19 protein-coding genes are annotated in these 24,942 nt (G+C 35.7%); 12 read left to right on the top strand and 7 right to left on the bottom strand.

The window, feature by feature from the left end:
• Position 1: 1 nt before the first annotated feature.
• Positions 2-1,348: an adenylosuccinate lyase gene (purB, locus tag ABEB23_RS02505; RefSeq protein ID WP_348810795.1), complete on the top strand. Its 1,347-nt coding sequence runs from the start codon at positions 2-4 to the stop codon at positions 1,346-1,348.
• 288 nt (positions 1,349-1,636) lie between these two features.
• Positions 1,637-3,877 carry a cation:proton antiporter domain-containing protein gene (locus ABEB23_RS02500; RefSeq protein ID WP_348810794.1) on the top strand — a complete coding sequence of 747 codons (2,241 nt, stop codon included), beginning with the start codon at positions 1,637-1,639 and terminating at the stop codon, positions 3,875-3,877.
• 139 nt (positions 3,878-4,016) lie between these two features.
• Here ABEB23_RS02500 and guaB read toward each other — a convergent pair whose 3' ends face one another.
• Positions 4,017-5,489 carry an IMP dehydrogenase gene (gene guaB / locus ABEB23_RS02495; protein WP_348810793.1) on the bottom strand — a complete coding sequence of 491 codons (1,473 nt, stop codon included), beginning with the start codon at positions 5,487-5,489 and terminating at the stop codon, positions 4,017-4,019.
• Between the two features lie 161 nt (positions 5,490-5,650).
• On the opposite strand from guaB, the gene ABEB23_RS02490 reads away from it, so the two are divergent.
• Positions 5,651-8,149 carry a cation-translocating P-type ATPase gene (locus ABEB23_RS02490; protein WP_348810792.1) on the top strand — a complete coding sequence of 833 codons (2,499 nt, stop codon included), beginning with the start codon at positions 5,651-5,653 and terminating at the stop codon, positions 8,147-8,149.
• A gap of 17 nt (positions 8,150-8,166) precedes the next feature.
• Here the strand turns inward: ABEB23_RS02490 and ABEB23_RS02485 are convergent, their stop codons facing one another.
• The 4 genes from ABEB23_RS02485 to ABEB23_RS02470 form a co-directional block, all read right to left on the bottom strand.
• Entirely contained in the window at positions 8,167-9,555 is a 1,389-nt protein-coding gene (locus ABEB23_RS02485) for a DUF5723 family protein (protein WP_348810791.1), read from the bottom strand.
• Complete coding sequence (locus ABEB23_RS02480; protein WP_348810790.1) at positions 9,552-10,103, bottom strand: hypothetical protein; 552 nt, start codon at positions 10,101-10,103, stop codon at positions 9,552-9,554. The genes ABEB23_RS02485 and ABEB23_RS02480 overlap by 4 nt, the downstream gene beginning before the upstream one ends.
• Before the next feature lie 69 nt (positions 10,104-10,172).
• Complete coding sequence (locus tag ABEB23_RS02475; RefSeq protein ID WP_348810789.1) at positions 10,173-11,036, bottom strand: hydroxymethylglutaryl-CoA lyase; 864 nt, start codon at positions 11,034-11,036, stop codon at positions 10,173-10,175.
• Positions 11,037-11,185: 149 nt separating this feature from the next.
• On the bottom strand, positions 11,186-12,205 hold the full coding sequence (locus tag ABEB23_RS02470; RefSeq protein WP_348810788.1) for a quinone-dependent dihydroorotate dehydrogenase: 1,020 nt from the start codon (positions 12,203-12,205) through the stop codon (positions 11,186-11,188).
• Between the two features lie 235 nt (positions 12,206-12,440).
• Here ABEB23_RS02470 and thrS point away from each other — a divergent pair, with 235 nt between their 5' ends.
• The 6 genes from thrS to ABEB23_RS02440 all read left to right on the top strand — a co-directional run bounded on the left by thrS (position 12,441) and on the right by ABEB23_RS02440 (position 19,641).
• Entirely contained in the window at positions 12,441-14,387 is a 1,947-nt protein-coding gene (gene thrS / locus ABEB23_RS02465; RefSeq protein WP_348810787.1) for a threonine--tRNA ligase, read from the top strand.
• Positions 14,388-14,403: 16 nt separating this feature from the next.
• A complete protein-coding gene (infC, locus tag ABEB23_RS02460; protein WP_370453808.1) occupies positions 14,404-14,958 on the top strand; it encodes a translation initiation factor IF-3 in 555 nt (184 codons plus the stop codon).
• Positions 14,959-15,061: 103 nt separating this feature from the next.
• Complete coding sequence (gene rpmI, locus ABEB23_RS02455) at positions 15,062-15,259, top strand: 50S ribosomal protein L35 (RefSeq protein ID WP_007810722.1); 198 nt, start codon at positions 15,062-15,064, stop codon at positions 15,257-15,259.
• Between the two features lie 157 nt (positions 15,260-15,416).
• Complete coding sequence (gene rplT / locus ABEB23_RS02450) at positions 15,417-15,761, top strand: 50S ribosomal protein L20 (protein WP_099716008.1); 345 nt, start codon at positions 15,417-15,419, stop codon at positions 15,759-15,761.
• A gap of 235 nt (positions 15,762-15,996) precedes the next feature.
• Positions 15,997-18,606 carry a zinc-dependent metalloprotease gene (locus ABEB23_RS02445; protein ID WP_348810786.1) on the top strand — a complete coding sequence of 870 codons (2,610 nt, stop codon included), beginning with the start codon at positions 15,997-15,999 and terminating at the stop codon, positions 18,604-18,606.
• 357 nt (positions 18,607-18,963) lie between these two features.
• A complete protein-coding gene (locus ABEB23_RS02440; protein WP_348810785.1) occupies positions 18,964-19,641 on the top strand; it encodes a VIT1/CCC1 transporter family protein in 678 nt (225 codons plus the stop codon).
• Positions 19,642-19,721: 80 nt separating this feature from the next.
• On the opposite strand, the gene ABEB23_RS02435 is transcribed toward ABEB23_RS02440, so the two are convergent.
• Together ABEB23_RS02435 and ABEB23_RS02430 are read right to left on the bottom strand one after the other, a co-directional pair.
• Positions 19,722-20,492, bottom strand: a complete 771-nt coding sequence (locus ABEB23_RS02435) for a DUF2490 domain-containing protein (protein WP_348810784.1) — start codon at positions 20,490-20,492, stop codon at positions 19,722-19,724.
• Between the two features lie 255 nt (positions 20,493-20,747).
• Positions 20,748-21,608, bottom strand: coding sequence for a hypothetical protein (locus ABEB23_RS02430; protein ID WP_348810783.1), 861 nt, complete (start codon positions 21,606-21,608; stop codon positions 20,748-20,750).
• 385 nt (positions 21,609-21,993) lie between these two features.
• Between ABEB23_RS02430 and ABEB23_RS02425 the strand changes: the two genes are divergently transcribed.
• Genes ABEB23_RS02425 through ABEB23_RS02415 form a run of 3 tightly spaced genes read left to right on the top strand, consistent with a single transcriptional unit; the run spans position 21,994 to position 24,578 of the window.
• The gene (locus tag ABEB23_RS02425; protein WP_348810782.1) at positions 21,994-22,119 is read left to right on the top strand and encodes a hypothetical protein; all 126 of its coding nucleotides are present in this window, start codon (positions 21,994-21,996) and stop codon (positions 22,117-22,119) included.
• 57 nt (positions 22,120-22,176) lie between these two features.
• Positions 22,177-23,898, top strand: a complete 1,722-nt coding sequence (locus ABEB23_RS02420; RefSeq protein WP_348810781.1) for a tetratricopeptide repeat-containing sensor histidine kinase — start codon at positions 22,177-22,179, stop codon at positions 23,896-23,898.
• Positions 23,899-23,909: 11 nt separating this feature from the next.
• On the top strand, positions 23,910-24,578 hold the full coding sequence (locus ABEB23_RS02415) for a DNA-binding transcriptional response regulator (protein ID WP_348810780.1): 669 nt from the start codon (positions 23,910-23,912) through the stop codon (positions 24,576-24,578).
• Positions 24,579-24,942 lie beyond the last annotated feature (364 nt).

The raw sequence follows: 24,942 nt of genomic DNA, 5'->3' as shown, positions 1-24,942 counted from the left end.
AATGACAACTTTAAACGAATTGAATGCCATCTCCCCGATTGACGGAAGATATAGAAATAAGACCTATTCATTGGCTCCTTTTTTCTCTGAAGAAGCTTTAATCAAATACCGCGTATTGGTTGAAATTGAATATTTCATTGCCTTATGCGAATTACCTTTGCCACAACTAAAAGACGTTGACTCTTCTTTATTTGAAAGTTTACGTGACATTTATAGAAATTTCTCTACCGAAGATGCTCTTTGGATAAAAGAAACTGAAAAAGTAACCAATCATGATGTAAAAGCAGTAGAATATTTCATCAAGGATGCTTTTGAAAAATTAGGATTGTCTGCTCACAAAGAATTTATCCACTTTGGTTTGACATCACAAGACATCAACAATACAGCAATTCCTCTTTCGACAAAAGATGCTTTTGAAAAAGTGTACATGCCTTCTTTGATTACTTTGACTTCAAAATTAAAAGAGTTGAGTGTAGAATGGAGAGATATTCCAATGCTTGCGCGTACACACGGACAACCGGCTTCACCAACTCGTTTGGGTAAAGAAATTGGTGTTTTTGTAGAACGTTTGGAAGAACAAATGCGTTTGTTGTTTAATGTTCCCTTTGCAGCCAAATTTGGTGGTGCAACCGGAAATTACAATGCACATCATGTGGCATATCCACAAATTGACTGGAGAAAATTCGGAGGTAAATTTGTAGAAGAAAATCTGGGATTACACCACTCCTTCCCAACAACACAAATTGAACATTACGATCATTTCGCTGCATTTTTTGATGCTTTGAAAAGAATCAACACAATAATTATTGATTTGGACAGAGATATTTGGACGTATGTTTCCATGGAATATTTCAAGCAAAAAATCAAAGCGGGAGAAATTGGTTCATCGGCTATGCCACACAAAGTGAATCCAATTGATTTTGAAAATTCAGAAGGAAATTTAGGAATTGCCAATGCTATTTTCGAGCATTTATCTGCCAAATTACCTGTTTCAAGACTGCAACGTGATTTGACCGACAGTACTGTTTTGAGAAACATTGGTGTACCAATGGGACATACCATCATCGCTTTTGAAGCTACTTTAAAAGGTTTGAACAAACTGTTATTAAATGAATCTAAATTTCACGAAGATTTAGAAAAAAACTGGGCAGTTGTTGCCGAAGCGATTCAAACTATTTTGCGTCGTGAAGCTTATCCTAACCCTTATGAAGCTTTGAAAGGTTTAACCAGAACAAATGAAGCGATTGATAAAAACGCCATTCATGGCTTTATTGCTACCTTAGATGTTTCAGATGAAATCAAAGCTGAATTGCTGCAAATCACTCCAAGTAATTTCTTGGGGATTTAAATAGATACCGAATTCTACAAAAAAGCCATCCTTACCGATGGCTTTTTTTATAAATTGAAGTTAAAAATCCTTTTTAAGAATGGAAAAGTCCCTTAGAATTTAAAGGTTTTTTGTAATTTAGCCCAGACAGTCCCGAAACTTGGGCAGAAAGTCTCGAAGGAAAAAAGCTATTTTTTCTTGCACTGACAGAGCGACCAACGGAAGCTCCTTTCAGTATTTAGAAAAAAACTTTTTGACCATGAGATTGGAACGAAGAGCTGAAATAGCTCCTGAAAAAAAGACTAATTTATGAGTGCATCAGAAAAAGTAGCAGAAGTTTCCCATCATTTAGAACCACTGATCAGCGACTTAGGTCTGATACTCCTCACCGCGGGAATTGCCGTTTTATTGTTTAAAAGACTGAAGCAACCCTTAGTTTTGGGTTATTTGATTGCTGGTTTTTTGGCTGGAAATCATTTTGATTTTTTCCCCTCAGTAAAAGATATCAAAAGTGTAGAAGTTTGGGCAGAAATTGGCGTTATCTTCCTATTGTTCAGTTTAGGACTGGAATTCAGTTTTAAAAAGTTGATGAAAGTGGGTGGAACGGCTTCAATTACTGCGGTCACCCAAATTATAACAATGGTTTTTGTTGGTTTTCTCGCAGGACAATGGATGGATTGGTCAAAAATGGACAGTTTGTTTCTTGGAGTAATCCTTTCTATCTCATCGACGACTATTATCCTCAAAACATTTGATGAATTAGGTGTAAAAGCGCAAAAGTTTGCCGGAATTGTTATTGGTTCCCTTATTGTGCAGGACATTGTCGCAATTTTAATGATGGTATTGCTGTCGACAATTGCAGTGAGTCAGCAATTTTCGGGAATGGAATTAATGCAATCCGTATTAAAATTGATTTTTTTCTTAACGATTTGGTTTGTAAGCGGAATCTTTTTTATTCCCACCTTACTCAAAAGAGCAAAACATTTATTGACTGATGAAATGTTGCTTATCATTTCATTGGCCTTGTGTCTGATGATGGTAGGCTTGGCTGCCAATGTTGGTTTTTCTCCCGCCCTTGGTGCTTTTATCATGGGTTCCATTATTGCTGAAACCACACAAGCAGAACATATAGAACACCTGGTAAAACCAGTAAAAGATTTATTTGGCGCCGTTTTCTTTGTATCGGTAGGAATGTTAATCGATCCCGAAACCTTATACACGCATACCCTTCCGGTTGCGATTTTGACTTTCGTTACCATTTTCGGACAGTCCATCAGTTCGACAATTGGTGCCTTACTTTCGGGACAACCTTTAAAGCAGTCTGTACAAACCGGAATGAGTTTGTCGCAAATTGGTGAATTCTCTTTTATCATTGCCTCACTGGGAATGACACTAAATGTTACCAGTAATTTTTTATATCCAATTGTAGTGGCCGTTTCTGCAGTAACGACTTTTACTACCCCATTTATGGTGAAATTTTCCACTCCTTTTTCGGAATTTCTGGCAAGAAAATTACCTCGAAGATGGATTAAAAGCATCGAACGATATAGTGCCAATACCCAGGCCATAAAATCCGTAAGCAACTGGCAAATTGTAATGAACAGTTACCTGACCCAATTGGTTTTACTGTCGGTTATTATTTTTGCGGTCATCTTGCTTTCTTCCAAATATCTTTTACCATTGGTAACTGATTTTCAATTTGGAAATGCTTTAGGTGCTTTGATCACTTTAATTGTTGTATCTCCTTTTTTATGGGCACTGTCGTTACGCCGTTTTGCCACACATGAACTCTCCATTTTGTTGGAGGAACGAAAATATCAAGGACCAATAATCATGATGTTTTTATTTCGATTAGTGCTTTCCATCTTTTTTATTGGTTTTTTATTGAATATCTTTTTCTCGCCTGTAATTGCTTTGATTACACTGGTTGGGGCTGTGATAGTCTATTTTGTTTTTCAAAAAAAATTGAATGCACAATACCATAAAATTGAAAGTCATTTTTTAAGAAACCTAAATGACCGCGAGATTACCAAAATAAAAAGAACACGAAGCAGCTTATCACCTTGGGACGAGCATATGGCTTTTTTTGATATTGCCCCAGCCTCAAATATTGCAGGAAAAACTTTGGAAGAGTTACAGATTCGGGAACAATTGGGAATCAACATTGCCACTATCCGAAGAGGGGAAATCATGATTAACATTCCAAATAAAAACGAACGCTTATTTCCGGGAGACGAGATTTGTGTAATTGGAACCGATAAACAAGTAAAGGAATTTAAATCCTATCTGGACAAACATGAAATGGATGCACCGGATGTTTCAAACGAACCTGAAATAGTATTACGTCAGATCGAATTAAAAAACGAAGCTTTTATCGGAAAAAGTATCAAAGATTCAAAATTACGGGAAAAGACAAACGGACTGATTGTAGGTCTGGAGAAAAAAGGAAAACGTATCCTGAATCCAGAATCCTATATAATTTTGGAAAAAGAGGATATCCTTTGGATTGTGGGCGATAAGAAATTATTGTCTGACTTGGTTCATAATTAATATATGAGTCTAAAGTCGGATGTTATAAAGTTTTAAAGTCTCTCAAAACTTAATTTGTATTTGTGTAACTGCACTTGTTTTTTATAAAAAAAAAGGTGCACTTTAAAAGTACACCTTATGATTTTATGATTTTTGACAATTATCTTGAATAATTTGGAGCTTCTTTAGTAATAGTCACATTGTGAGGATGACTTTCGTTGATACCACTTGCAGTAATACGAACAAAACGTCCTGTTTCCTGTAATGTTGGAATATCTTTAGAACCACAATACCCCATTCCGGCACGAAGACCACCAATGAATTGTTGCATACTTTCGTTTAATTCTCCTTTGTAAGGAACACGACCCACAATTCCTTCCGGAACAAGTTTCTTAACATCGTCTTCAACATCTTGGAAATAACGGTCTTTTGAACCTTCTTGCATTGCTTCCACAGAACCCATTCCACGGTATGATTTGAATTTTCTTCCTTCGAAAATAATAGTTTCTCCAGGAGATTCTTTGGTTCCAGCTAAAAGCGATCCTAACATCACACAATCAGCTCCTGCAGCAATAGCTTTAGGAATATCACCTGTATAACGAATTCCACCATCAGCAATTACAGGTACTCCGGTTCCTTTGATAGCCGCAGCCACTTCAAGTACTGCAGAAAATTGAGGAAAACCAACTCCGGCAACAATACGTGTGGTACAAATAGAACCTGGACCAATTCCTACTTTTACACCATCAGCACCGTTTTCTACTAAATATTTAGCTGCTTCAGGAGTAGCAATATTTCCAACGATAACATCAATTTTCGGGAATTTAGCTTTTACTTCTTTCAACACATTAACTACTCCTTGCGTGTGTCCGTGAGCAGTATCAATAATGATAGCATCAACACCAGCGTTAACTAATGCTTCAGCTCTTTGAACTGCATCACCGGTTACTCCAATAGCAGCCGCTACACGCAAACGTCCGTAAACATCTTTATTAGCAATTGGTTTTTGGGTTAGTTTTGTTATGTCTCTAAAAGTGATTAATCCAACTAATTCATAGTTATCATTTACCACCGGAAGTTTCTCAATTTTATGTCCTTGTAAAACTACTTCGGCTTGCTCCAAGGAAGTTCCCTCGGCAACAGTAATTAAATTATTAGAAGTCATTACTTCAACAATCGGTCTTAGGCTGTTTTTTTCAAAACGCAAATCACGATTGGTAACGATTCCCTTTAATATTTTGTTTTCATCAACAATTGGAATACCTCCGATTCCGAATTCCTTCATCGCGCTTTTAGCATCAGCAACAGTAGAAGTCAAAGGCAAAGTAACCGGATCGATAATCATTCCTGACTCTGCACGTTTTACTTTACGTACTTTGCCAGCTTGTTGCTCGATAGTCATGTTTTTATGCAGAACACCAATTCCTCCTTCTTGCGCCATAGCAATTGCCATTGCACTTTCGGTTACAGTATCCATAGCAGCGGATACAATAGGAACATTAAGTGTTATATTTCTTGAGAATTTGGATTGGATACTCACTTCGCGAGGAAGCACATTCGAATAGTTAGGTACTAATAGGACATCATCGTAAGTTAATCCTTCACCGATAATCTTAGAGTTGTGTGCGATCATTGCAATTTGTAGTTGTAGTTAAATTGCGTGCAAATATAGAAAATCTTAAGCAAAAAACCATCCTAATTTTATAATAAATGATTAAATTGCAGTTCACAGGTATTTCTAATACGATTATTGCCCCCGATTTTTGCAATCGATAAAATCCTATTTTTTTTGATATGACAGAAGCAAACCAACAAATAAAAGGGCTTTCTAATGATGAAGCTATACAATCCCGAATTCAAAATGGTTCTAATTCTCTAACCTATCAGAATAAAAATACTTTCCTTTCATCTGTGATTGAAATGGTTAAAGAGCCTATGTTTTTACTTCTTGTCACAGCCACAAGCATTTATTTTATCACCGGAGATTATGGAAATGGCATCTTTATGACCTTCGCCATAGCACTCGTATCAACCATATCTCTTTATCAGGAATCAAAAAGCAGAAATGCCATCGAAGCCTTAGAAAAATTGTCCCAACCCAAAAGCAAAGTAATTCGTGATGGTGTCGTTATCGAAATTCCCAGTGAAGAAATAGTTTTAGGTGATTTTATTCAAGTGGAGGAAGGTACTTTTATTCCAACAGACGGAATCATCATACAATCAAATGATTTTTCTGTAAATGAGTCTGTCCTCACCGGCGAATCCCTCACCGTTTTCAAAAATGAGAAATCAGAAGACAATAAGGTATATCAAGGTACTATTGCCTCCAGCGGATTAGCAATTTGTAAAGTTAGCGCGATTGGAAACCAAACCCAATTGGGAAAAATAGGAAAAAGTCTAAATACAATTGTAGAGGAAAAAACGCCTTTGCAAAAGCAAATGGAAAATTTTGTAAAGAAAATGTCTTTTGTTGGTTTAGTGATTTTTACGTTTGTCTGGATCATTAATTTCTATAATTCCAAAGATATTTTAGACAGTTTACTGAAAGCCTTGACTTTGGCAATGAGTATCATCCCGGAGGAAATTCCGGTTGCGTTTACCACTTTTATGGCTTTAGGTGCTTGGCGTCTAATGAAAATGGGAGTAATTGTCAAACAGATCAGAACAGTTGAAACATTGGGAAGCGCCACCGTAATCTGCACGGATAAAACAGGGACTATTACCGAAAACAAAATGAGTCTGGCGCAATGGTATACGCTTTCCTCGAATACTATTTCTGATTCAATTGAAACTATTAATAAAGAAGAAGAAGAATTACTATGCCTTTCTATGTGGGCGAGTGAACCCATTCCGTTTGACGCCATGGAAATAGCGCTTCACGAAACCTATGGAGCATTAAAATTAGAAGACGAACGCTGTGATTTTAAATTAATTCACGAATATCCTTTGAGTGGAAAGCCACCCATGATGACCCATGTCTTTGAGAACCGCAATAAAACCCGAATTATTGCCGCCAAGGGAGCACCAGAAGCTTTGATTGCCTGTTCCGATTTATCCGAAAAGGAAACCCAACAGATACTTAACGCAATGGAAACCATGTCCTATAAAGGGTTTCGGGTGCTGGGAGTTGGGGTTACACAATTTCACGGTAACAATTATCCTAAAACACAACAGGAATTTTCCTTTCAATTTAAAGGCCTGATAGCTTTTTACGATCCTCCTAAAGAAAATATAAAAAGTGTTTTTGAAACCTTTTATAATGCCGGAATCGAAGTAAAAATAATAACAGGTGATAATGCTGCCACCACCTCGACAATTGCAAAGCAAATTTGTTTTAAAAACCCGGAAAAAGTATTAAATGGTGATGATCTGATGGCTATGGATGATGCCACTTTAAAAACAAAAGTAATGGAAACCACCATATTCACAAGAATGTTTCCTGATGCCAAACTCAAAATCATCAAAGCCTTAAAAGATAACAATCAAATCGTAGCGATGACCGGTGATGGCGTGAACGACGGTCCGGCACTAAAATCAGCACATATAGGGATTGCAATGGGCAAAAAAGGAACTGAAATTGCCAAACAAGCCGCTAATCTTGTTCTTGTCGACGATGATTTTGCCAGAATGACTGATGCAATTGCGATGGGAAGAAAAATTTATATCAACCTAAAAAAGGCCATTCAATACATCATATCCATTCATATTCCGATAATATTGATTGTTTTTATTCCGCTGGCTTTGGGATGGATCTATCCAAATATTTTTTCTCCGGTTCATGTCATTTTTCTCGAAATAATAATGGGCCCCACCTGTTCTATTATTTATGAAAATGAACCGATGGAAGATAATTTAATGCTCCAAAAACCACGACCATTAACCAATACTTTTTTTAATCTAAGAGAAATAACGATCAGTATTCTGCAAGGGCTCGCCATCACTCTCGGTTTATTATTTGTCTACCAATATTGTGTCAATCAAAACTGTGTGGAAAGCGAGACCAGAACCGTTGTTTTCTTAACATTGATAGCTTCCAATATCTTCCTAACTCTCACTAATCGCTCTTTTTACTATTCCCTATTTACAACTTTGAAATACAAAAATAATCTAGTGCTGATGATTATCGGAGTCACCATTTTCATTACCGCTTTACTATTGTCTGTTCCAAGTTTTTCTCAATTTTTCATGTTTCATAGTGTAACGGGACATCAAATAGGATTAAGTATTTTGGTGGGAGGAATTTCCGTTTTTTGGATAGAAATCTACAAGGGACTGAAACGCTTAAGAAAGTAAAAAATACCTAATTCCAATTATTTGTCTTTAAAGATTAAATTAAAACCAAGCTGGAACGAAAGACTATTGGCTTTGGTAACATCTTTATACTCCAAAAGATTATCGGCAAGCACATAAAAATTAACAGGCCCGAGTTGACTGGACACTCCTAAACCAATGTTACTATACGAATAGGAATCTACCGTATAAGTAGCCTTCATCTGTAATCCATTCAAAATTTTTCTTCTGTAATACGCTGTAAGGGCAGCCAAAGGTGCTCTTGGTGTCGTCATAACAAACAATTGGGCTCCAAGAGAACTTTTATAAGAGGTTTCAGAATCAAATCCCTGGCAATCACAATCTTCAGACCTTTCCTCTTCAAATGAATATTGGAAAGAAGAATTAAATTTAACAGGTCTCCAAGTGGTGTACTTGGTATACAAAGTATCCAATGGAATAGCATCCTTGAATTCCTGATAGGCATCGGCTGGTTCGTCTGTTCCACTAAAATTGGGCAATACACCCTCAAATTTATAAGTCCCTTTATAGCGGAGACTTTCCACTTCCTTGGTGTGTTTTATAAAGCCAATATCTAGTACACTTGCCGTTAACTGGATATCTTTTTGAGGATAATACGTCAATCCTAAATCTACTCCTAAACCTAAATTTCCTCCCAAAAATGCTTTTTTTCTAATATCCTTTGCAAGATCAGCTTCATAATTATCATCATCATATTTGGCTATACCAGATGTATTGACTTGCATATCAGAATAAATAACCTGCTCGTAAACGGAATTATTAGACGGAATGGTATAGATATAACCGTCGTTTTTTGTCGAACTGGCGTTAAAAATACTCGAATAGATTTTTCCTCTAACTCCCAATATCAAATTCTCATTTACATTTTTATGATAGCCAACATGAAACACGGAAAGCAATTCGGCTTTAGCAGTCAAATCACCCAAATTAAACACTTTACCCATATAATCTTTATTTCCGTCTATGGCCAAAATAGCAATATCTTTAGGAACATAAGAAAACAAATCAAATTCCTGATACATCCCAAAAGACAGATACGCTTTCTCTTCTTCCGTTCCAATTCTTAAACCTCCGCTAAATATTTCGGCTTGTTCATTAGCCACAACCTTGTCGTTTCTTGAGGTTGAGAACAACACTTCACGTAATTTGATATTAAAATCAACTCCGTTATCGGCAAATAAATCATAAGCTGAAAATCCACTGGACCCAACATTAGTAGAAATCCCTGATAATAACGGAACTCCAAAATACCATTTGTATTTAACATCAGAACCCGGATTAGTCATTAAAGACTGGGGAACTGCGGTAAAATTATATACAATTTGCTTGTTCTGGGAAAAGCAATACGATGTTATAAATAAAACAAAAAGCAAGACTATTTTTCTCATTCAACAACCAAATAAGCGGTTAAACCAGAACGAAGTTTTATGCTTCCTAAACTGCTTTCGCTTAATACCGGACCAGGAAGCAGCCTTAGAACAAAAGCCATTTTAACGGTATTTTTTAACAAATCAAGTTTAGCACCTTCAAACACCTCAGTTTTGGTTACCAAATTATCCACTCCTGTGTAAGCCGGCACATCAAAATGCATCGTATACAAAGGAGCATCATTGGCGTTAAACAAAATTATATCTACTGCATAGGCTCTATTTATTGTATTATTAAACTCAAAAAAGAACTCCGTTTTGACTAAATTATCCCTGAAGAAATCATCATTAAATAGATCGACGGTTTGCTCATCAAAAGTTAGCGTTTGTTCTGTTCCTCCTGTAACAAAATCATTGGCAGGAACATCAAAATAAGCCAAGTTCGTAACATAGGCTGGTTCTAATTTCACATCATTGACCTGATCAAAATCTAAATCACTGGCACATGAAAAAGAAACTAGTGTGAGAAACAGTGTAGCTATAATTTTATTTGGAAAGGAGTATTTCATAAGGGTATTCAAAATCTAAAAAGGGCTATTCTATTAATCAAAACGCTTTATCATTACTATTATTACCCTTTAGTGAAATTCTCCAAACAATTTGGATGCTTCGTTATAAGCGCTTTCAAAACTCATTGGACTTAAATTTGTATTTTCTTTTTTTGAAGTAAAATACGATAACAATTTTTCAGTAGGCATATTTCCCGTTAATTGGTCTGTCGCCATTGGACAACCTCCAAAACCTTGAATCGCTCCATCAAAGCGACGACAACCGGCATTGTAAGCTGCGTCTATTTTCTCAAACCATTTATCAGGGGTGGTGTGCAAATGAGCTCCAAACTCTATTTGTGGGTATTTTGGAATCAGATTCGAAAACAAATACGAAATAACATCAGGCGTTGAACTGCCCACAGTATCCGAAAGTGATAAAATCTTTACCCCCATATCGGATAATTTCTGAGTCCACTCCCCGACTATTTCCGTACTCCAGGGATCTCCATACGGATTACCAAAACCCATAGAAAGGTAGGCTACCACTTCTTTATTGCTTTTGTCTGCCACTTCCAGAATCTCCTGTAAAGTAACTAATGATTCCGCAATAGTTTTGTGGGTATTACGCATTTGAAAATTCTCTGAAATTGAAAAAGGAAACCCTAAATATTGGATCTCCTTAAAAGCAGATGCTGCTATTGCTCCTTGCGTATTGGCAATAATAGCCAATAATTTACTTCTCGTTTGAGACAAATCAAGCTGAGCCAGCACTTCGGCGGTATCCTGCATTTGAGGAATCGCTTTAGCCGAAACAAAACTGCCAAAATCTATGGTATTAAAACCAACCCGAAGCAAAGACTGAATGTAAGCCACTTTCCTTTTGGTAGGAATAAATGTCTTTATGCCTTGCATAGCATCGCGTGGGCATTCTATAATTTTTACTGTTTCCATAGAAATTCAAAGATAGGAAAAGTTGCAAATTCGCAAAGGTTCTTCCTCGCAAAGTTTTTATAAAAAAAAAACATCATTCTAAACATTCCCAAATATCTGGTAATGTTCAGAATGACGCATTAATTTTGACAGTATCGAAAATTAAAAAACTATAATCGATCTAAAATCTTTTTATTTATGGCTTTCACCAAAGCAGGACCTTCATATATAAACCCTGTGTAAATCTGAACCAAACTTGCTCCGGCTTCCAGTTTCTCTAGGGCATCTTCAGCAGAATGAATTCCTCCCACTCCAATGATTGGAAATGCTTTATTGCTTTTTTCAGATAAAAATCTGATGACTTCAGTAGAACGTTTGGCTAATGGTTTTCCGGAAAGACCACCAGTTTCAATTTTATTTTCAGATTGCAATCCTTCTCTCGAAAGTGTTGTATTAGTAGCAATTACCCCGGCAATTTTAGTTTCATTTACGATATCTATTATATCCAGTAATTGCTCGTCAGTCAAATCGGGAGCGATTTTCAGTAAAATTGGTTTTTGTTTTGGCCTTGCCAAATTCTTATTTTGTAAGGTTTGTAACAATTGTGTCAACGGCTCTTTGTCCTGCAAAGCTCTTAAATTAGGTGTATTTGGCGAACTAACATTCACTACAAAATAATCCACATAATCAAACAGAGCATCAAAACAGATTTCATAATCCGATGTAGCTTCTTCGTTTGGTGTCAATTTATTTTTCCCAATATTACCTCCTATAAGAACCCCTTTATTTTTCTTTAAATGTTCCACTGCTTCAAGAACACCTCCGTTATTGAACCCCATTCTATTAATAATGGCATTGTCTGCTTTCAATCGGAATAAACGTTTTTTTGGATTTCCTTCTTGTCCTTTTGGCGTAAGCGTTCCAATTTCAATAAAACCAAAGCCAAAATTAGAAAACTCCTGATATAAAGTGGCGTCTTTATCAAATCCTGCGGCTAAACCAACTGGGTTTTTGAATTTTAAACCGAAAACTTCTCTTTCCAGTCGGCTATCCTTTACTTCAAAAAGTGCTCTGAAAAGAGATGGAAAACCTGGTATTTTAGATACAAAACGAATCAATGAAAAGGTAAAATAATGTACTTTTTCCGGATCAAAACAAAAAAGTATTGGGCGAACGAACAGTTTATACATGGTGATTTTTTTGTGTGGTGCAAAAGTAAAGAATTGTTTTCAGTCCCGAAACTTCGAAAGCAGGTTTTACTAATAAAATGCATTACAAAATTTAAATCTGAACAAAATTTTAATACTAATATCCTATGATTAGTAAGTATTTTAACAGAAAACACATTTCCCCATTACAAACCTTCTTTATATTTTGTATGTGTTTTTGCAATGACCTATATTTGCATTCCTAAAAATATAAAAAATGATTAAGATTACTTTGCCCGACGGGTCAGTTAAAGAGTTTGCTCCTGGGATTACTCCCATGGATGTTGCCAAAAGCATTAGCGAAGGATTTGCCAGAAATGTAATTTCGGCTTCTTTTGATGGTACCATTGTTGAAACAACCACTCCTTTAACAACGGACGGCAGTCTTATTTTATATACATGGAATGACGAAGGCGGAAAAAAAGCGTTTTGGCATTCTACTTCACACGTAATGGCTCAGGTTCTCGAGGAAATGTATCCTGGTATCAAATTAACTCTTGGACCAGCAATTGCCAACGGATTTTATTATGATGTGGATTTTGAAGATCATAAAATTACTGATGCCGATTTCAAAAAAATTGAGGATCGCGTTTTAGAAATCTCAAGAGAAAAACATGAATTCAAATTGCGCCCGGTTTCTAAAGCTGAAGCTCTGGAAGTATACAAAGACAATGTATACAAAACAGAATTAATTTCGAACCTTGAAGATGGAACCATCACTTTTTGTGACCATTCAACTTTTACTGATTTATGTCGTGGTGGACATATTCCGAATACTGGAATTATCAAAGCGATGAAAATCATGAGTGTGGCCGGTGCTTACTGGAGAGGCGATGAAAAAAACAAACAGTTAACTCGTGTTTACGGTATTTCGTTTCCTAAACAGAAAGACCTAACTGAATACTTAGAATTATTAGAGGAGGCAAAACGTCGCGACCATAGAAAACTAGGTAAAGAATTGGAATTGTTTGCTTTTTCGTCTAAAGTTGGTCAAGGTTTACCATTGTGGTTGCCAAAAGGTGCCGCTTTGAGAGATCGTTTAGAGCAATTTTTGAAAAAAGCACAGAAAAAAGCAGGTTACGAACAAGTAGTTACACCGCATATCGGTCAAAAAGAATTGTATGTAACTTCAGGGCATTATGCGAAATATGGAGCTGACAGTTTTCAGCCTATAAACACTCCTGCCGAAGGGGAAGAGTTTTTATTGAAACCGATGAACTGTCCTCACCACTGTGAAATATACAATGTAAGACCTTGGTCGTACAAAGATTTACCAAAACGTTATGCTGAATTCGGAACTGTTTACAGATACGAACAAAGTGGTGAATTGCATGGTTTGACTCGTGTTCGTGGTTTTACTCAGGATGACGCACACATTTTCTGTACACCGGAACAATTAGACGAGGAGTTCAAAAAAGTAATCGACTTAGTACTTTATGTATTTGGCTCATTAGGATTTGAAAACTTCACGGCTCAGATTTCATTGCGTGACCAAGAAAACAGAGAAAAATACATTGGTTCTGATGAAAATTGGGAAAAAGCAGAAAATGCCATTATCAATGCAGCACGTGATAAAGGATTGAATACAGTGATAGAATATGGCGAAGCTGCTTTCTACGGTCCGAAGTTGGATTTCATGGTAAAAGACGCCTTGGGAAGACAGTGGCAATTAGGAACAATTCAGGTCGATTATAACCTGCCGGAACGTTTCGAATTGACTTACAAAGGATCTGACAATGAATTACATAGGCCGGTTATGATTCACAGAGCTCCATTTGGATCTATGGAACGTTTCATAGCTATTTTACTAGAACACACAGCAGGAAATTTCCCACTCTGGTTAATGCCTGAACAGGCTATTATCTTGTCTTTGAGCGAGAAATATGAAATATATGCCAAAAAAGTTTTAGATTTGCTGGAAAATCACGAAATTCGCGCCCTAATTGACAACAGAAACGAGACAATCGGGAAGAAAATTAGAGATGCTGAGATGCAAAAAACCCCATTTATGTTGATCGTAGGTGAGGAAGAAGAGAAAAACGGTACTATTTCTATCCGTCGTCATGGACAGGAAGGAAAAGGAAATATCAGCGTTACAATAGAGGAATTTGCAGCTATTGTTAACGAAGAGGTCAGCAAAACATTAAAAGTATTTACAGTTTAACTTAAATTATAAAGTCATAGCAATAAGAAGCAACAGAGGTTATCAACCTCGCGTAGAAAAAAAGGATGCACACAGAATAAACAATCTTATCCGTGTGCCAGAAGTAAGACTTGTGGGTGAAAACATAGAGCCTGGAGTTTTTAAAACTTCAGAAGCTTTGAGATTAGCCGACCAATTTGAATTGGATTTGGTTGAAATTTCTCCAAATGCAGATCCACCGGTTTGTAAAATCATGGATTATAAGAAATTTGTTTACGAACAAAAGAAACGTGACAAAGTCTTAAAAGCGAAATCTACACAAGTAGTCGTAAAAGAAATCCGTTTTGGTCCGCAAACCGATGAGCATGATTATGAGTTTAAGAGAAAAAATGCTGAGAAATTCTTAAAAGAAGGTGCCAAATTGAAAGCTTTTGTATTTTTCAAAGGACGTTCAATTATCTACAAAGATCAAGGGCAAATTTTATTATTAAGATTAGCAACAGACTTGGAAGAATTTGGTAAAGTGGAAGCGATGCCGGTTCTGGAAGGAAAGAGAATGATTATGTTCATTGCTCCTAAGAAAAAGAAGTAAGAAGTTGGCAGTCGCAGTTTTCAGTTTTCAGACTGTAAACTGAGAACCAAGACTGAAAACTAAAATATAAGTAAGTAAGAATAAATTAAAACACTAGGAAAAAATGCCTAAAATGAAAACCAAATCTAGCGCCAAGAAACGTTTCAAAGTTACTGGTTCTGGGAAGATTAAAAGAAAGCATGCTTTTAAAAGTCACATCTTGACTAAAAAATCTAAAAAACGTAAATTAGCTTTGACTCATTCAGCGCTAGTTCACTCTACAGATATGAAAAGCATCAAACAACAATTAAGAATTATCTAATAAAGCATTAAGCTTTATGCCGTAAGCAATATGCTTATAGCCTAATGCCTATAGCTTATAGCAAATTCAGGTTAAAACAATTTCAATAACCTTGGAGTATGGCCATAAGTTCTCTTGATTCAATTCGGGACGCCTGCTACAAAAAAACAGTAAAATTATGCCAAGATCGGTAAATTCAGTTGCTAAAAGAGCAAGAAGAAAAAAAATAATGAAGCAAGCCAAAGGTTTCTTTGGTAGACGTAAAAACGTTTGGACAGTTGCTAAGAATGCGGTAGAGAAAGCAATGTGCTACGCTTACCGTGACAGAAAAGTGAATAAAAGAAATTTCCGTGCATTATGGATTCAACGTATCAACGCTGGAGCTAGATTGGAAGGAATGTCTTATTCTCAATTCATCGGGAAATTAAAAGCTAACAATATCGAATTGAACCGTAAAGTTCTTGCCGATTTAGCAATGAATCACCCAGATGCTTTCAAAGCAATACTTAACAAAGTAAAATAAACGTTTTATAAACTCAATTTAAGATTACTTACTTATATAAAGAAACCCACTCGAAAGAGCGGGTTTTTTGTTTTTATACCCTAATATGAAACCAAATCCTTCCTAAAAGAAAACTATCAGAAAAATAAAAATATAACAATTCTTACATAATTTCAAATATAAATAGTAGTTTTATACAGAATTAATTTGTTAAAAATAAAATCATTCGTAAAAATTCATTAATCTAGAAAATCGTATGAATAAATTAAAAATTACACTTGTCTGTTCTTTGGCACTATTATTTTTTGAAAGTAATGCTTTTGCCCAAGACAAATCAGGTCGCAAAAGAGGAAATAAAAAAGAAACAGCCGCTGCAAAATCTGACACAACTAAGACCAAAAAACCGGATAAAGTTACCATAACAGATAAAATAAAAGGTAGCAAGAAAATTGAAGGCTTATTTACGATGTACCAAGATACAGTTACAGGAAATATGCAACTTTACATCAAGAAAAACCAGCTGGATAAAGAATTTATTTACCAAAGTTATTCTATGAATGGTCCAACCTCTTTGTATTTGAACCAAAGTATGCACCGTTCTACCAACGTTTTTAACATTAAGAAAGCCAGTGACAAAATTGAATTTGGATTAGTAAACACTGCTTTTTACTACGATAAAACTAATGCTGTAAGCAAAACTGCCGGTACAGATATTGCGGAAGCTATTATTTTTGCTGAAAAAATTGTAGCACAAGACAGCACTGGTTTCCTGATTGTCGCAGATGGACTTTTTCTAAGCGAAAAATTAGATCCAGTAAAACCTACCTTACCCCCAGGATTAGCTCCAGGAGCCATTTTCAACCTCGGTAATTTCAATGCTGCTAAATCAAAATATAATACTGTCCGCTCTTTTCCAAACAATACCGACGTTATTGTAGATTTAGCTTATGACAATCCTGCTCCGCTAAACGGTGGTGGCAACGATATTACAGATGCCCGTTATGTGCGTGTTCGTATGCAACACACCTTTTTAGAAATGCCTGAAAATAATTTCAGACCCAGAAGAGATGATCCCCGTATCGGGTATTTTGGTCAAACTATTAATGACCAAACAAGCATAAAACCTACACCTTATAAAGACATTATTAATCGATGGTTTTTAACTAAAAAAGATCCTGCTGCAATCCTTAGTGAACCGGTGGAGCCTATCGTTTGGTGGGTAGAAAACACAACCCCTCTTGAATACCGTCAAACAATCGTCGAAGCAGGTAATCGTTGGAACCAGGCCCTTGAAAAAGCAGGTTACAAAAATGCAATCGTAATGAAAATACAACCAGACACTGTTGACTGGGATGCTGGTGATGTGCGTTACAATGTTATCCGTTGGGTGGCCTCTGCAAATCCTAGTTACGGAGCGATTGGCCCTAGTTTTGCTAACCCGCGCACGGGACAGATTTTAGGATCTGATATTACGGTAGAATGGCGTTCCGTAAGCGGATTACCGATTATTGAAGAATTGTTTTCGGAAAAAAGCATGCAAAATCAAGCCAATCTGGACAGCTATTTTCATAAAGATGGTAGCTTTTGTACCATGGCCAGCGAACTCAAAAATCAGTTTTTGCTGGGAGCAACCATAACCGAAGCAAACGGGGAGGATCCCAACACTATTTTAAAAGTTCATCAAGAATTTCTGTACTATTTAATTCTACATGAAATGGGGCATACACTCGGCCTGAATCACAATATGAAAGCGAGTCAAATGTTGAAGCCTTCAGACCTTAACAATACCGCTCTTACCGAAAAAATTGGATTAATCGGTTCTGTGATGGATTATCCAACAATCAATATTTCATTAGATCGAACCAAACAAGGAAATTATTTCACTACCAAGCCAGGACCATATGATCTTTGGGCCATCGAATATGGCTATAGAGAATTTGACGAAAAACTGGAAGAAACTGAGTTAAACAAAATCCTTAACCGCAGTACCGAACCAGGTCTTGCTTTTGGTAACGATGCTGATGATATGAGAGCGCCCGGAAAAGCGATTGACCCGCATGTTATGGTCGATGATTTGAGCAGTGATGCGATAGGATATGCTGAAGAACGATTTAAATTAGTCAATAACGTAATGCCTAAACTTAAAGCCAAATATAGTAAAGAAGGACAAAGTTATGCCGAATTAAGATCTAGATTTGCCACATTAAACGCTCAAAGAAGAAGCATGATTGCGGTGGTTAGCAGGTATGTTGGCGGTGTATATGTTGACCGAAGTTTTGTGGGCCAAAATACAATAGAAAAACCATTTACCCCAGTCGCTGAAGCAGAACAAAAAAGAGCTATTGCTTTGTTAAATAAATATGCATTTGCCCCAAACGCATTTGATGCTGACGCATCTTTGTATCCCTACTTACAATTGCAAAGACGTGGTTTTGGCTTCTTCTCCGCTACGGAAGACCCTAAGCTAAGTTCTACTTACTTGTCTATGCAAACCGATGCAGCACTTTCACACATCCTTCATCCCACAACTTTACAACGTATTTCGAATACGAGTCTTTATGGGAATACGTATTCTGTAGCTGAAGTTATGACCGATTTAGTTAACGGCATATTTAAAGCTGATTTAGTTGGAAAAGTAAACATCCAGAGACAATACCTTCAGACTTATTTTGTAAAACAGGTTATAGAAATTGCCGATGTAAATGGACCCAAAGGTATGTATGATGATATTTCGAAAGCAGCTGCACGTCAAACATTAAAAAAGATAAAAATAATGCTTACTACTGCTACTTCTACAGATGAAAGTACAAAAGCTCATCGCGCCAATCTCATTTTCCTGATTGATACCGCACTTATAATAAAATAAAATCTTTATTTAAAAACTCAGACCCCGTCAACTATCAAAGTTCGGGTCTGAGTTTTTTTTTTGCTTTTTCTAAATCTTGACCGCCTAGATTTAAACTTTCTCACAATTGATTATTTGAAAAAAATAGCTTCAAAGTATGCGGAACCAGCATTAAGCCTTTTGAATGGAAAAAACAATCAATTTCACAATTCTCTCTTTCTGATAAATTGGCATAAAAAATTTATCGTCGTTCTACTTATATAAAAATTATACCCTAACTTAGAGGATGTTTTTTTTAAAGCTAAAATAGTAGCATAAAATACTGAAAAACAATACACTTATTATTATTCAATGTTTCATCGTAAGTGACTAGTCGCTATGAACACACAAAATAATTTTTGGAAATCCCGCATCAAAAAATGGACAGTCCTGAATATGCCGGACCGACTTTCAGAAGTACTTTTCGGACTGATTATGGTACTTACATTTACAGGAACCATAAGTGCCTCGACTTCTGGAAAGCAGGAAGTCAACGAGCTAATGTGGGCTGCCTTAGGCTGCAACCTGGCCTGGGGTCTGGTCGATGGAATTATGTATATAATGGATACACTGATAGGTCGTGCCCATAGTATCATGCAATTGGGTGAATTAAAGAAAACCAAATCATCGGATGCTTCCCGCGAAATGATCAGAGATAGTATCTCTCCGCTTATTTCAGAAATCATGACTAATGATGAGATTGACCGACTGAATGAAAAATTGAAACAATTACCGGAAGTCAGCATAAAAAATTCTCTGAACCTAAAGGATTTTATGATTGCCGGACAAATCTTCTTACTGGTTTTTCTCAGTACACTTCCCGTAGCACTGCCTTTTCTTATAATGAAAGATGTCGCTGCAGCGATGAGGCTATCCAATTTGATAGCCCTGATATTATTGTTTTTAGCAGGATACTCCCTTGCAAAGTACTCCGGACTAAAACCTTTTGTTACAGCATTTTCTTATGTTGCTATTGGTATATTTTTAGTCGTACTAACGATATTTTTAGGGGGATAAAAGACTCCTCATAAAATTTAACCGTTTCTAAAAACCTTCTCCTTTTTGACTTTTTGTATAATAAAAACTAAGTCTGAAAATTATTCATCTCCAGAAGCATGATGTCCAAAATGAGTTAGATTTTTTATGCTGTTATTATAATAGAAAAACAATCTTAAAGTATGGTTGGAGTCATACTGATAACCCGAATATTTTTGTTGATATACATGCATGTACCCAAAATCAAAGCTAAGTTTTGGATTTATCGATTGTTTGATCCCAATGAAAAGTCGGTTTTGATCGAAGGTATTATAAATCACCTCTTTCCCAAAATGAATCAGAATCTCATCTGCAACCACAAGTGACGGTAATGTTTTTTTCTTAAAAACGGGAATATTAAAACTTACTAAATAACGTACTCTGTCCGTAAAACGTTTTTCACCTGTTCTTTCATCATTTACTATTTTGTCCTGCCAACGTTGCTCATTTCGAATTCTTTGCAAAACACTCACCTCCCCTATTTTCGAACTTAACTGCGCTTGCTGATAAATTCTGTTTTCATTGGAATACGTTTCCCAGTCCGGATTAGTTGGCGCAACCCACATGTGTGCATAACCCAAGGCTAATAAAACTTTAGAATTTGGCATGTAAGCAGCACCTCCCCTCACAAAATAAAAACTTTCTTCACTCATAAAATCAGTCCTTCTGACATGAAAATCAGCCAATAATGCCCAATGGTCATTGAACTTAAAATTATTATTTATACTAAACCAGGATTGTGACTGACTGTTGATTTCCTTTTCGGTTGGGGTTTGCCCCAAAACAAACAGAGGAAAAAATACAATCAGGATCTTTAAACCATTTTTAAACATAATTTATATACTTTAATTATTAAAATTTTAATTGTCTAAAAAAATAAATCATGGGTTTTAAAGTAGTTGATTTTTAAAAGCTATAACACTATTCCTTTAACAATTTACCTGTATAAATTTACTTCTTTTTTAGTAATTGCCTTAGGTTTAAACCACCTAAATACCCCCTTAAACACAGTGGTTTTTGCATTCAAACGTTATAGTTAATAATTAAAATACGGCAGACTTACTTCAGAACTTATTATTATGAAATAATCATTTTGAGCAGTATTTTTTAATGATGTAAGGCGTGATTTTCTTTAATGTTTTTCCGGTCACGGGGTGAAGTCCGGGTTGGGAAAAATATTCATATTCTCCTGTTTTTGGATCTTTTCCATACCATACAAGTGGCTGTTCTTCATTTCCATTTTTAAAAAAAGTAGTTGTATCACAAACGGCAATTCTTCTAAAATGCTCTAATTCGAATTCATTTATCGGTTTGACGTCAATTCCATTCTTCACTTCTTCATATGCTATCGCTTCATAATGATTGCCTTTCCAAACCATTCCATTTTTTTCAGGAAAACAAATATTCTTAAAACTATATCCCAAAGAAGCAACAATCAATAGTACAATAAATCCCAACAAGGCCTTCTTTTTTCCAGAGAACCTTTTTATCGGTTCAAAACCTTGAACTAAATTAATTGGATTACTGACGGTTTTTCGTTCTTGCCCATTATGAATAGCTATCTCCAATTCCGTCATATCATTTCCTGAAAAATTAGCCGTTCTAAACTTTACATATGGTCTCGGATTAAAGTCAACCAAAACAGCTATAAGATTCAAACTTTCTAGCTGACTAATATCGGTGTTCTGAATTAAGAAATTTTTAAACGGTCTAAACTTATCTGTATCAAACTTTTTAATCTGTTTGATTTTGCTCTCCCCTTCCTTAAAATTAAAAAAATTATCAAAAATACCTTCATCAACCAAATTGGGATTTGATTCGGAAAGCAAAACACACAAACTTTTAAGTTTTGCAGGAGACGGATTGATGAAATAGTCTGAAAATTTTCCGGATTTCTCCAGTTGGTATTTAGCTCTCACAGCCTCCTTATAAGCATCAAGGGTATCCATAGTAAACTAGTTTATTGGAATTGTTCGGAATTGTTCGGAATCACCGGAATGATTGGAATTCTCAGGTATAAGAAACTCAAAAACGACATTCCTTTGCTTCAAGAAACGGTTCTTGTTTTAACCTGCAATTAAGACAAATGTACAAAACAGTTTCAAAAAAGTGTTGCTAAACGGTCTGGGAAGTTCGTCCGGGAAGTACAAATTATTCCATTCTGTTATAGCACACTTCACTTCCCAAAAAAATAAAAAGAGCAGCCCATTATAAATGGTTTTCGACTCAGGCAATTATCCGATTTGAATTTCGGACAGCCCAACTCATGTCTAATTTTTAATCCAAAACAAAATGAAAAAAGTTTTTTTAGCGGCGACGTTTATCCTAATGTGCATGAATATGATTTCCTGTACCAATGACGAAGTAGAAACCACTCCAGAAAATGTTGCAGCACAGATCAGTGCGGATACCGGCGATGATTCAAGCGGACAAACTCCCACCACTCCACCAAAACCTTAATGCAAATTGTTAATTTTAATAATACATTATTTTAATTAATTTCAGTATTTTCGGGGAATGAAACTTAAAAAAGTCCATTCCCCGATTTTTGTTTTACTTGGATTATTTTTCATCTTACAATCCTGTGAAAAACAACAAACAATCCCTACTACGGCTAAAACTAAAACAGCTTACGAAATCTATATTGACCGTGCCGAAAAATATTATGGGACTGATCAATTCGACAGCGCCTTCTACTATTATAATAAAATAAAATCCAACAGTGACCTAAACAAAGATCAGGACAAAATTCTCTATTCCTTACTTAAAATGGCTGCAATCCAGCAAATACAAGGGGATTATGTTAGCAGTGAAGCCACCGCAACAGAAACGATTCCTCTTTTTCAAAAAACAACGGATCCGTATTACAAAATTGCCATATACAACTCATTAGGAATCAACTACAAAGAACTTTTTGATTTTGACAATGCCATTTTATATTACAACAAAGCTTTGGATTTTACAAAAGATGAATTAACAAAAACAATCCTTAAAAACAATATTGCAGGCATATACATGGACAAGGCCGATTATCAAAAAGCCATAGCCATTCTTTTGCCGCTGAGTCAACAAAAAGACGTAATAAACAATCCAGAACATTATGCCCGTGTACTGGGTAATTTGGGCAGTTCTTATTTTAAAACAGGTGATTCCAAAAGTCTTAATTGCTTAAACCAATCTCTAGCCATTCGAAAAAAAATAAATGATGATTTTGGAATGGTAGCCGCCTATCTTAATTTGTCTGAATATTATAAAGAAACTAATCCTGCTTCATCCTATCAATATGCCGAATTGGCCTATGAAAAAGCAACCAAAGTAAACAATGCCAATGATCGTTTGGAGACATTAGCGTTATTGATACACAACAGTTCAGGAAATCAGTCGAAAAAGCATTCTGAAGATTACCTTCGAATCAATGACAGTATCAATAAGGTAAAGCAAAAAGCAAAAAACCAATTTGCAAAAATTAAATACGATTCGAAGAAAGAGCGGGATGAAAATCTACAACTAAAAGCTCAAAAAGTAGCCAATGCCCTTGAATTAGAAAAACAAAAAAACAAAAATCTGATTTCCTATTTCCTGATATTCTCAGGTATTCTCGTCACCACATTCCTGTATTATTTTTGGAAAGCAAAAAACAAACGAGCAAAGGTGAAAGCCACTTACGATACTGAAATCCGGATTTCTAAAAAATTACATGACGAACTGGCTAACGATGTCTATCATGCGATGGCTTTTGCCGAAACTCAGGATTTATCCAGCAGTCAAAATAAAGAACTATTGTTGAACAATCTGGATACCATCTATTCCAGAACGCGTAATATTTCGAAAGAAAACAGTATTATCGAGACCGGACTGCAATTTGTGCCCAATCTAAAAGAAATGATGGCGACTTTCAATACCAATGAAATAAATATATTGGTCAACGGATTGGATACTATTAATTGGAACGCTTTAGAAAGTACTAAAAAAATAACCCTGTACAGAGTGTTGCAAGAACTCTTGGTCAACATGAAAAAACACAGCAAATGCAGTTTGGTGGTAATTGCATTCAAAGAAAATGATAAAAATTTACAGATCGATTACAGTGATAACGGGCTCGGAGCTGATATCAGTCAAATAAATATAAAAAATGGACTACAAAATGTGGAAAACCGTATTCTGGCCATAAAAGGAAGCATTACTTTTGACAGTAAATCCAATAAAGGATTCAAAGTAAGTATTACATTTCCATTATAATCTTTGATTCTATGTTTCAAAAAGTTTTAATAGCAGAAGATTTAGACAGCATCAGTTTTTCCGTAGTTCAAGTGCTACAGGAACTTGCTGTTTTAGAAATTCATCACGCCAAATACTGTGATGACGCCTTTCTAAAAATAAAAAGAGCTATTCATGACAATGTTCCTTACGATTTACTAATCAGCGATTTATCATTCAAAACAGATCACAGAGAAAATAAACTGACCTCTGGTGAAGAACTTATAGAAGCCGTCAAAAAAGAACAGGCAACCATCAAAACAATCGTATTCTCTATTGAAGACAAATCTTTTAGAATAAAATCACTTTTCAATAATTTAGGCATCAACGCTTATGTTTCAAAAGGTCGCGACAGTATACCCGAACTGAAAAAAGCGATTGAACGCATTTATGACAACGAAGAAAGAATAGTTTCTGCAGAATTATCTCATGCCTTAAAAGACAAATCCCTTTTTGAAATTGAAAGCTATGACATTGCCCTTTTAAAATCATTGTCTAAAGGAAGTACCGTAGATGAAATTGCATCAGAATTCAAAGAATCTGGAATAGTACCTAATGGTACCAGCAGCCTCGAAAAAAGGATTAACCGACTAAAAATCTATTTTAAGGCCAACAATAATGTACATCTTATTGCCTTAGCCAAAGATTTTGGATTGGTGTAATTTTCTTTTTCATCGTTCCTTAAATTTTACGGTTTTTCCGTAAAAGAAACTCAAATAATGCTTTTAAGTTTGTCAGAATACAATAATCCAATGCAAGAAAATAATCAAATCAAATCAAGCCATTCAAAAGGTACCAACACAAAAGAATTGCTATTTGGAATAACCATTTTCAAAAGAAATTTTGTTTATAGCATTATTGTATCGGTTGGGATCATAGCCAGTCTCATTGTTTTAGGGATTGCAAGCTATTTTGAATTCATCGATCGCAAAGTTTGCTTTATTCCAATAATGATAGCACTTATCATTATTTTTATTCTCACTGCATTGAAATATCGGTTTAAGAAACTTTAATCCTATTACAAAC

This window comes from Flavobacterium maritimum, from assembly GCF_040049085.1.
Lineage (GTDB): Bacteria > Bacteroidota > Bacteroidia > Flavobacteriales > Flavobacteriaceae > Flavobacterium > Flavobacterium maritimum.
This window is presented reverse-complemented; position numbering and strand designations above follow the sequence as displayed.

What these genes read in the sequence shown, in the direction of transcription:
- purB (WP_348810795.1), top strand. Translation starts at nt 2, where the DNA reads ATGACAACTTTAAACGAATTGAATGCCATCTCCCCGATTGACGGAAGA.
- ABEB23_RS02500 (WP_348810794.1), top strand. Translation starts at nt 1,637, where the DNA reads ATGAGTGCATCAGAAAAAGTAGCAGAAGTTTCCCATCATTTAGAACCA.
- guaB (WP_348810793.1), bottom strand. Translation starts at nt 5,489, where the DNA reads ATGATCGCACACAACTCTAAGATTATCGGTGAAGGATTAACTTACGAT.
- ABEB23_RS02490 (WP_348810792.1), top strand. Translation starts at nt 5,651, where the DNA reads ATGACAGAAGCAAACCAACAAATAAAAGGGCTTTCTAATGATGAAGCT.
- ABEB23_RS02485 (WP_348810791.1), bottom strand. Translation starts at nt 9,555, where the DNA reads ATGAGAAAAATAGTCTTGCTTTTTGTTTTATTTATAACATCGTATTGC.
- ABEB23_RS02480 (WP_348810790.1), bottom strand. Translation starts at nt 10,103, where the DNA reads ATGAAATACTCCTTTCCAAATAAAATTATAGCTACACTGTTTCTCACA.
- ABEB23_RS02475 (WP_348810789.1), bottom strand. Translation starts at nt 11,036, where the DNA reads ATGGAAACAGTAAAAATTATAGAATGCCCACGCGATGCTATGCAAGGC.
- ABEB23_RS02470 (WP_348810788.1), bottom strand. Translation starts at nt 12,205, where the DNA reads ATGTATAAACTGTTCGTTCGCCCAATACTTTTTTGTTTTGATCCGGAA.
- thrS (WP_348810787.1), top strand. Translation starts at nt 12,441, where the DNA reads ATGATTAAGATTACTTTGCCCGACGGGTCAGTTAAAGAGTTTGCTCCT.
- rpmI (WP_007810722.1), top strand. Translation starts at nt 15,062, where the DNA reads ATGCCTAAAATGAAAACCAAATCTAGCGCCAAGAAACGTTTCAAAGTT.
- rplT (WP_099716008.1), top strand. Translation starts at nt 15,417, where the DNA reads ATGCCAAGATCGGTAAATTCAGTTGCTAAAAGAGCAAGAAGAAAAAAA.
- ABEB23_RS02445 (WP_348810786.1), top strand. Translation starts at nt 15,997, where the DNA reads ATGAATAAATTAAAAATTACACTTGTCTGTTCTTTGGCACTATTATTT.
- ABEB23_RS02440 (WP_348810785.1), top strand. Translation starts at nt 18,964, where the DNA reads ATGAACACACAAAATAATTTTTGGAAATCCCGCATCAAAAAATGGACA.
- ABEB23_RS02435 (WP_348810784.1), bottom strand. Translation starts at nt 20,492, where the DNA reads ATGTTTAAAAATGGTTTAAAGATCCTGATTGTATTTTTTCCTCTGTTT.
- ABEB23_RS02430 (WP_348810783.1), bottom strand. Translation starts at nt 21,608, where the DNA reads ATGGATACCCTTGATGCTTATAAGGAGGCTGTGAGAGCTAAATACCAA.
- ABEB23_RS02425 (WP_348810782.1), top strand. Translation starts at nt 21,994, where the DNA reads ATGAATATGATTTCCTGTACCAATGACGAAGTAGAAACCACTCCAGAA.
- ABEB23_RS02420 (WP_348810781.1), top strand. Translation starts at nt 22,177, where the DNA reads ATGAAACTTAAAAAAGTCCATTCCCCGATTTTTGTTTTACTTGGATTA.
- ABEB23_RS02415 (WP_348810780.1), top strand. Translation starts at nt 23,910, where the DNA reads ATGTTTCAAAAAGTTTTAATAGCAGAAGATTTAGACAGCATCAGTTTT.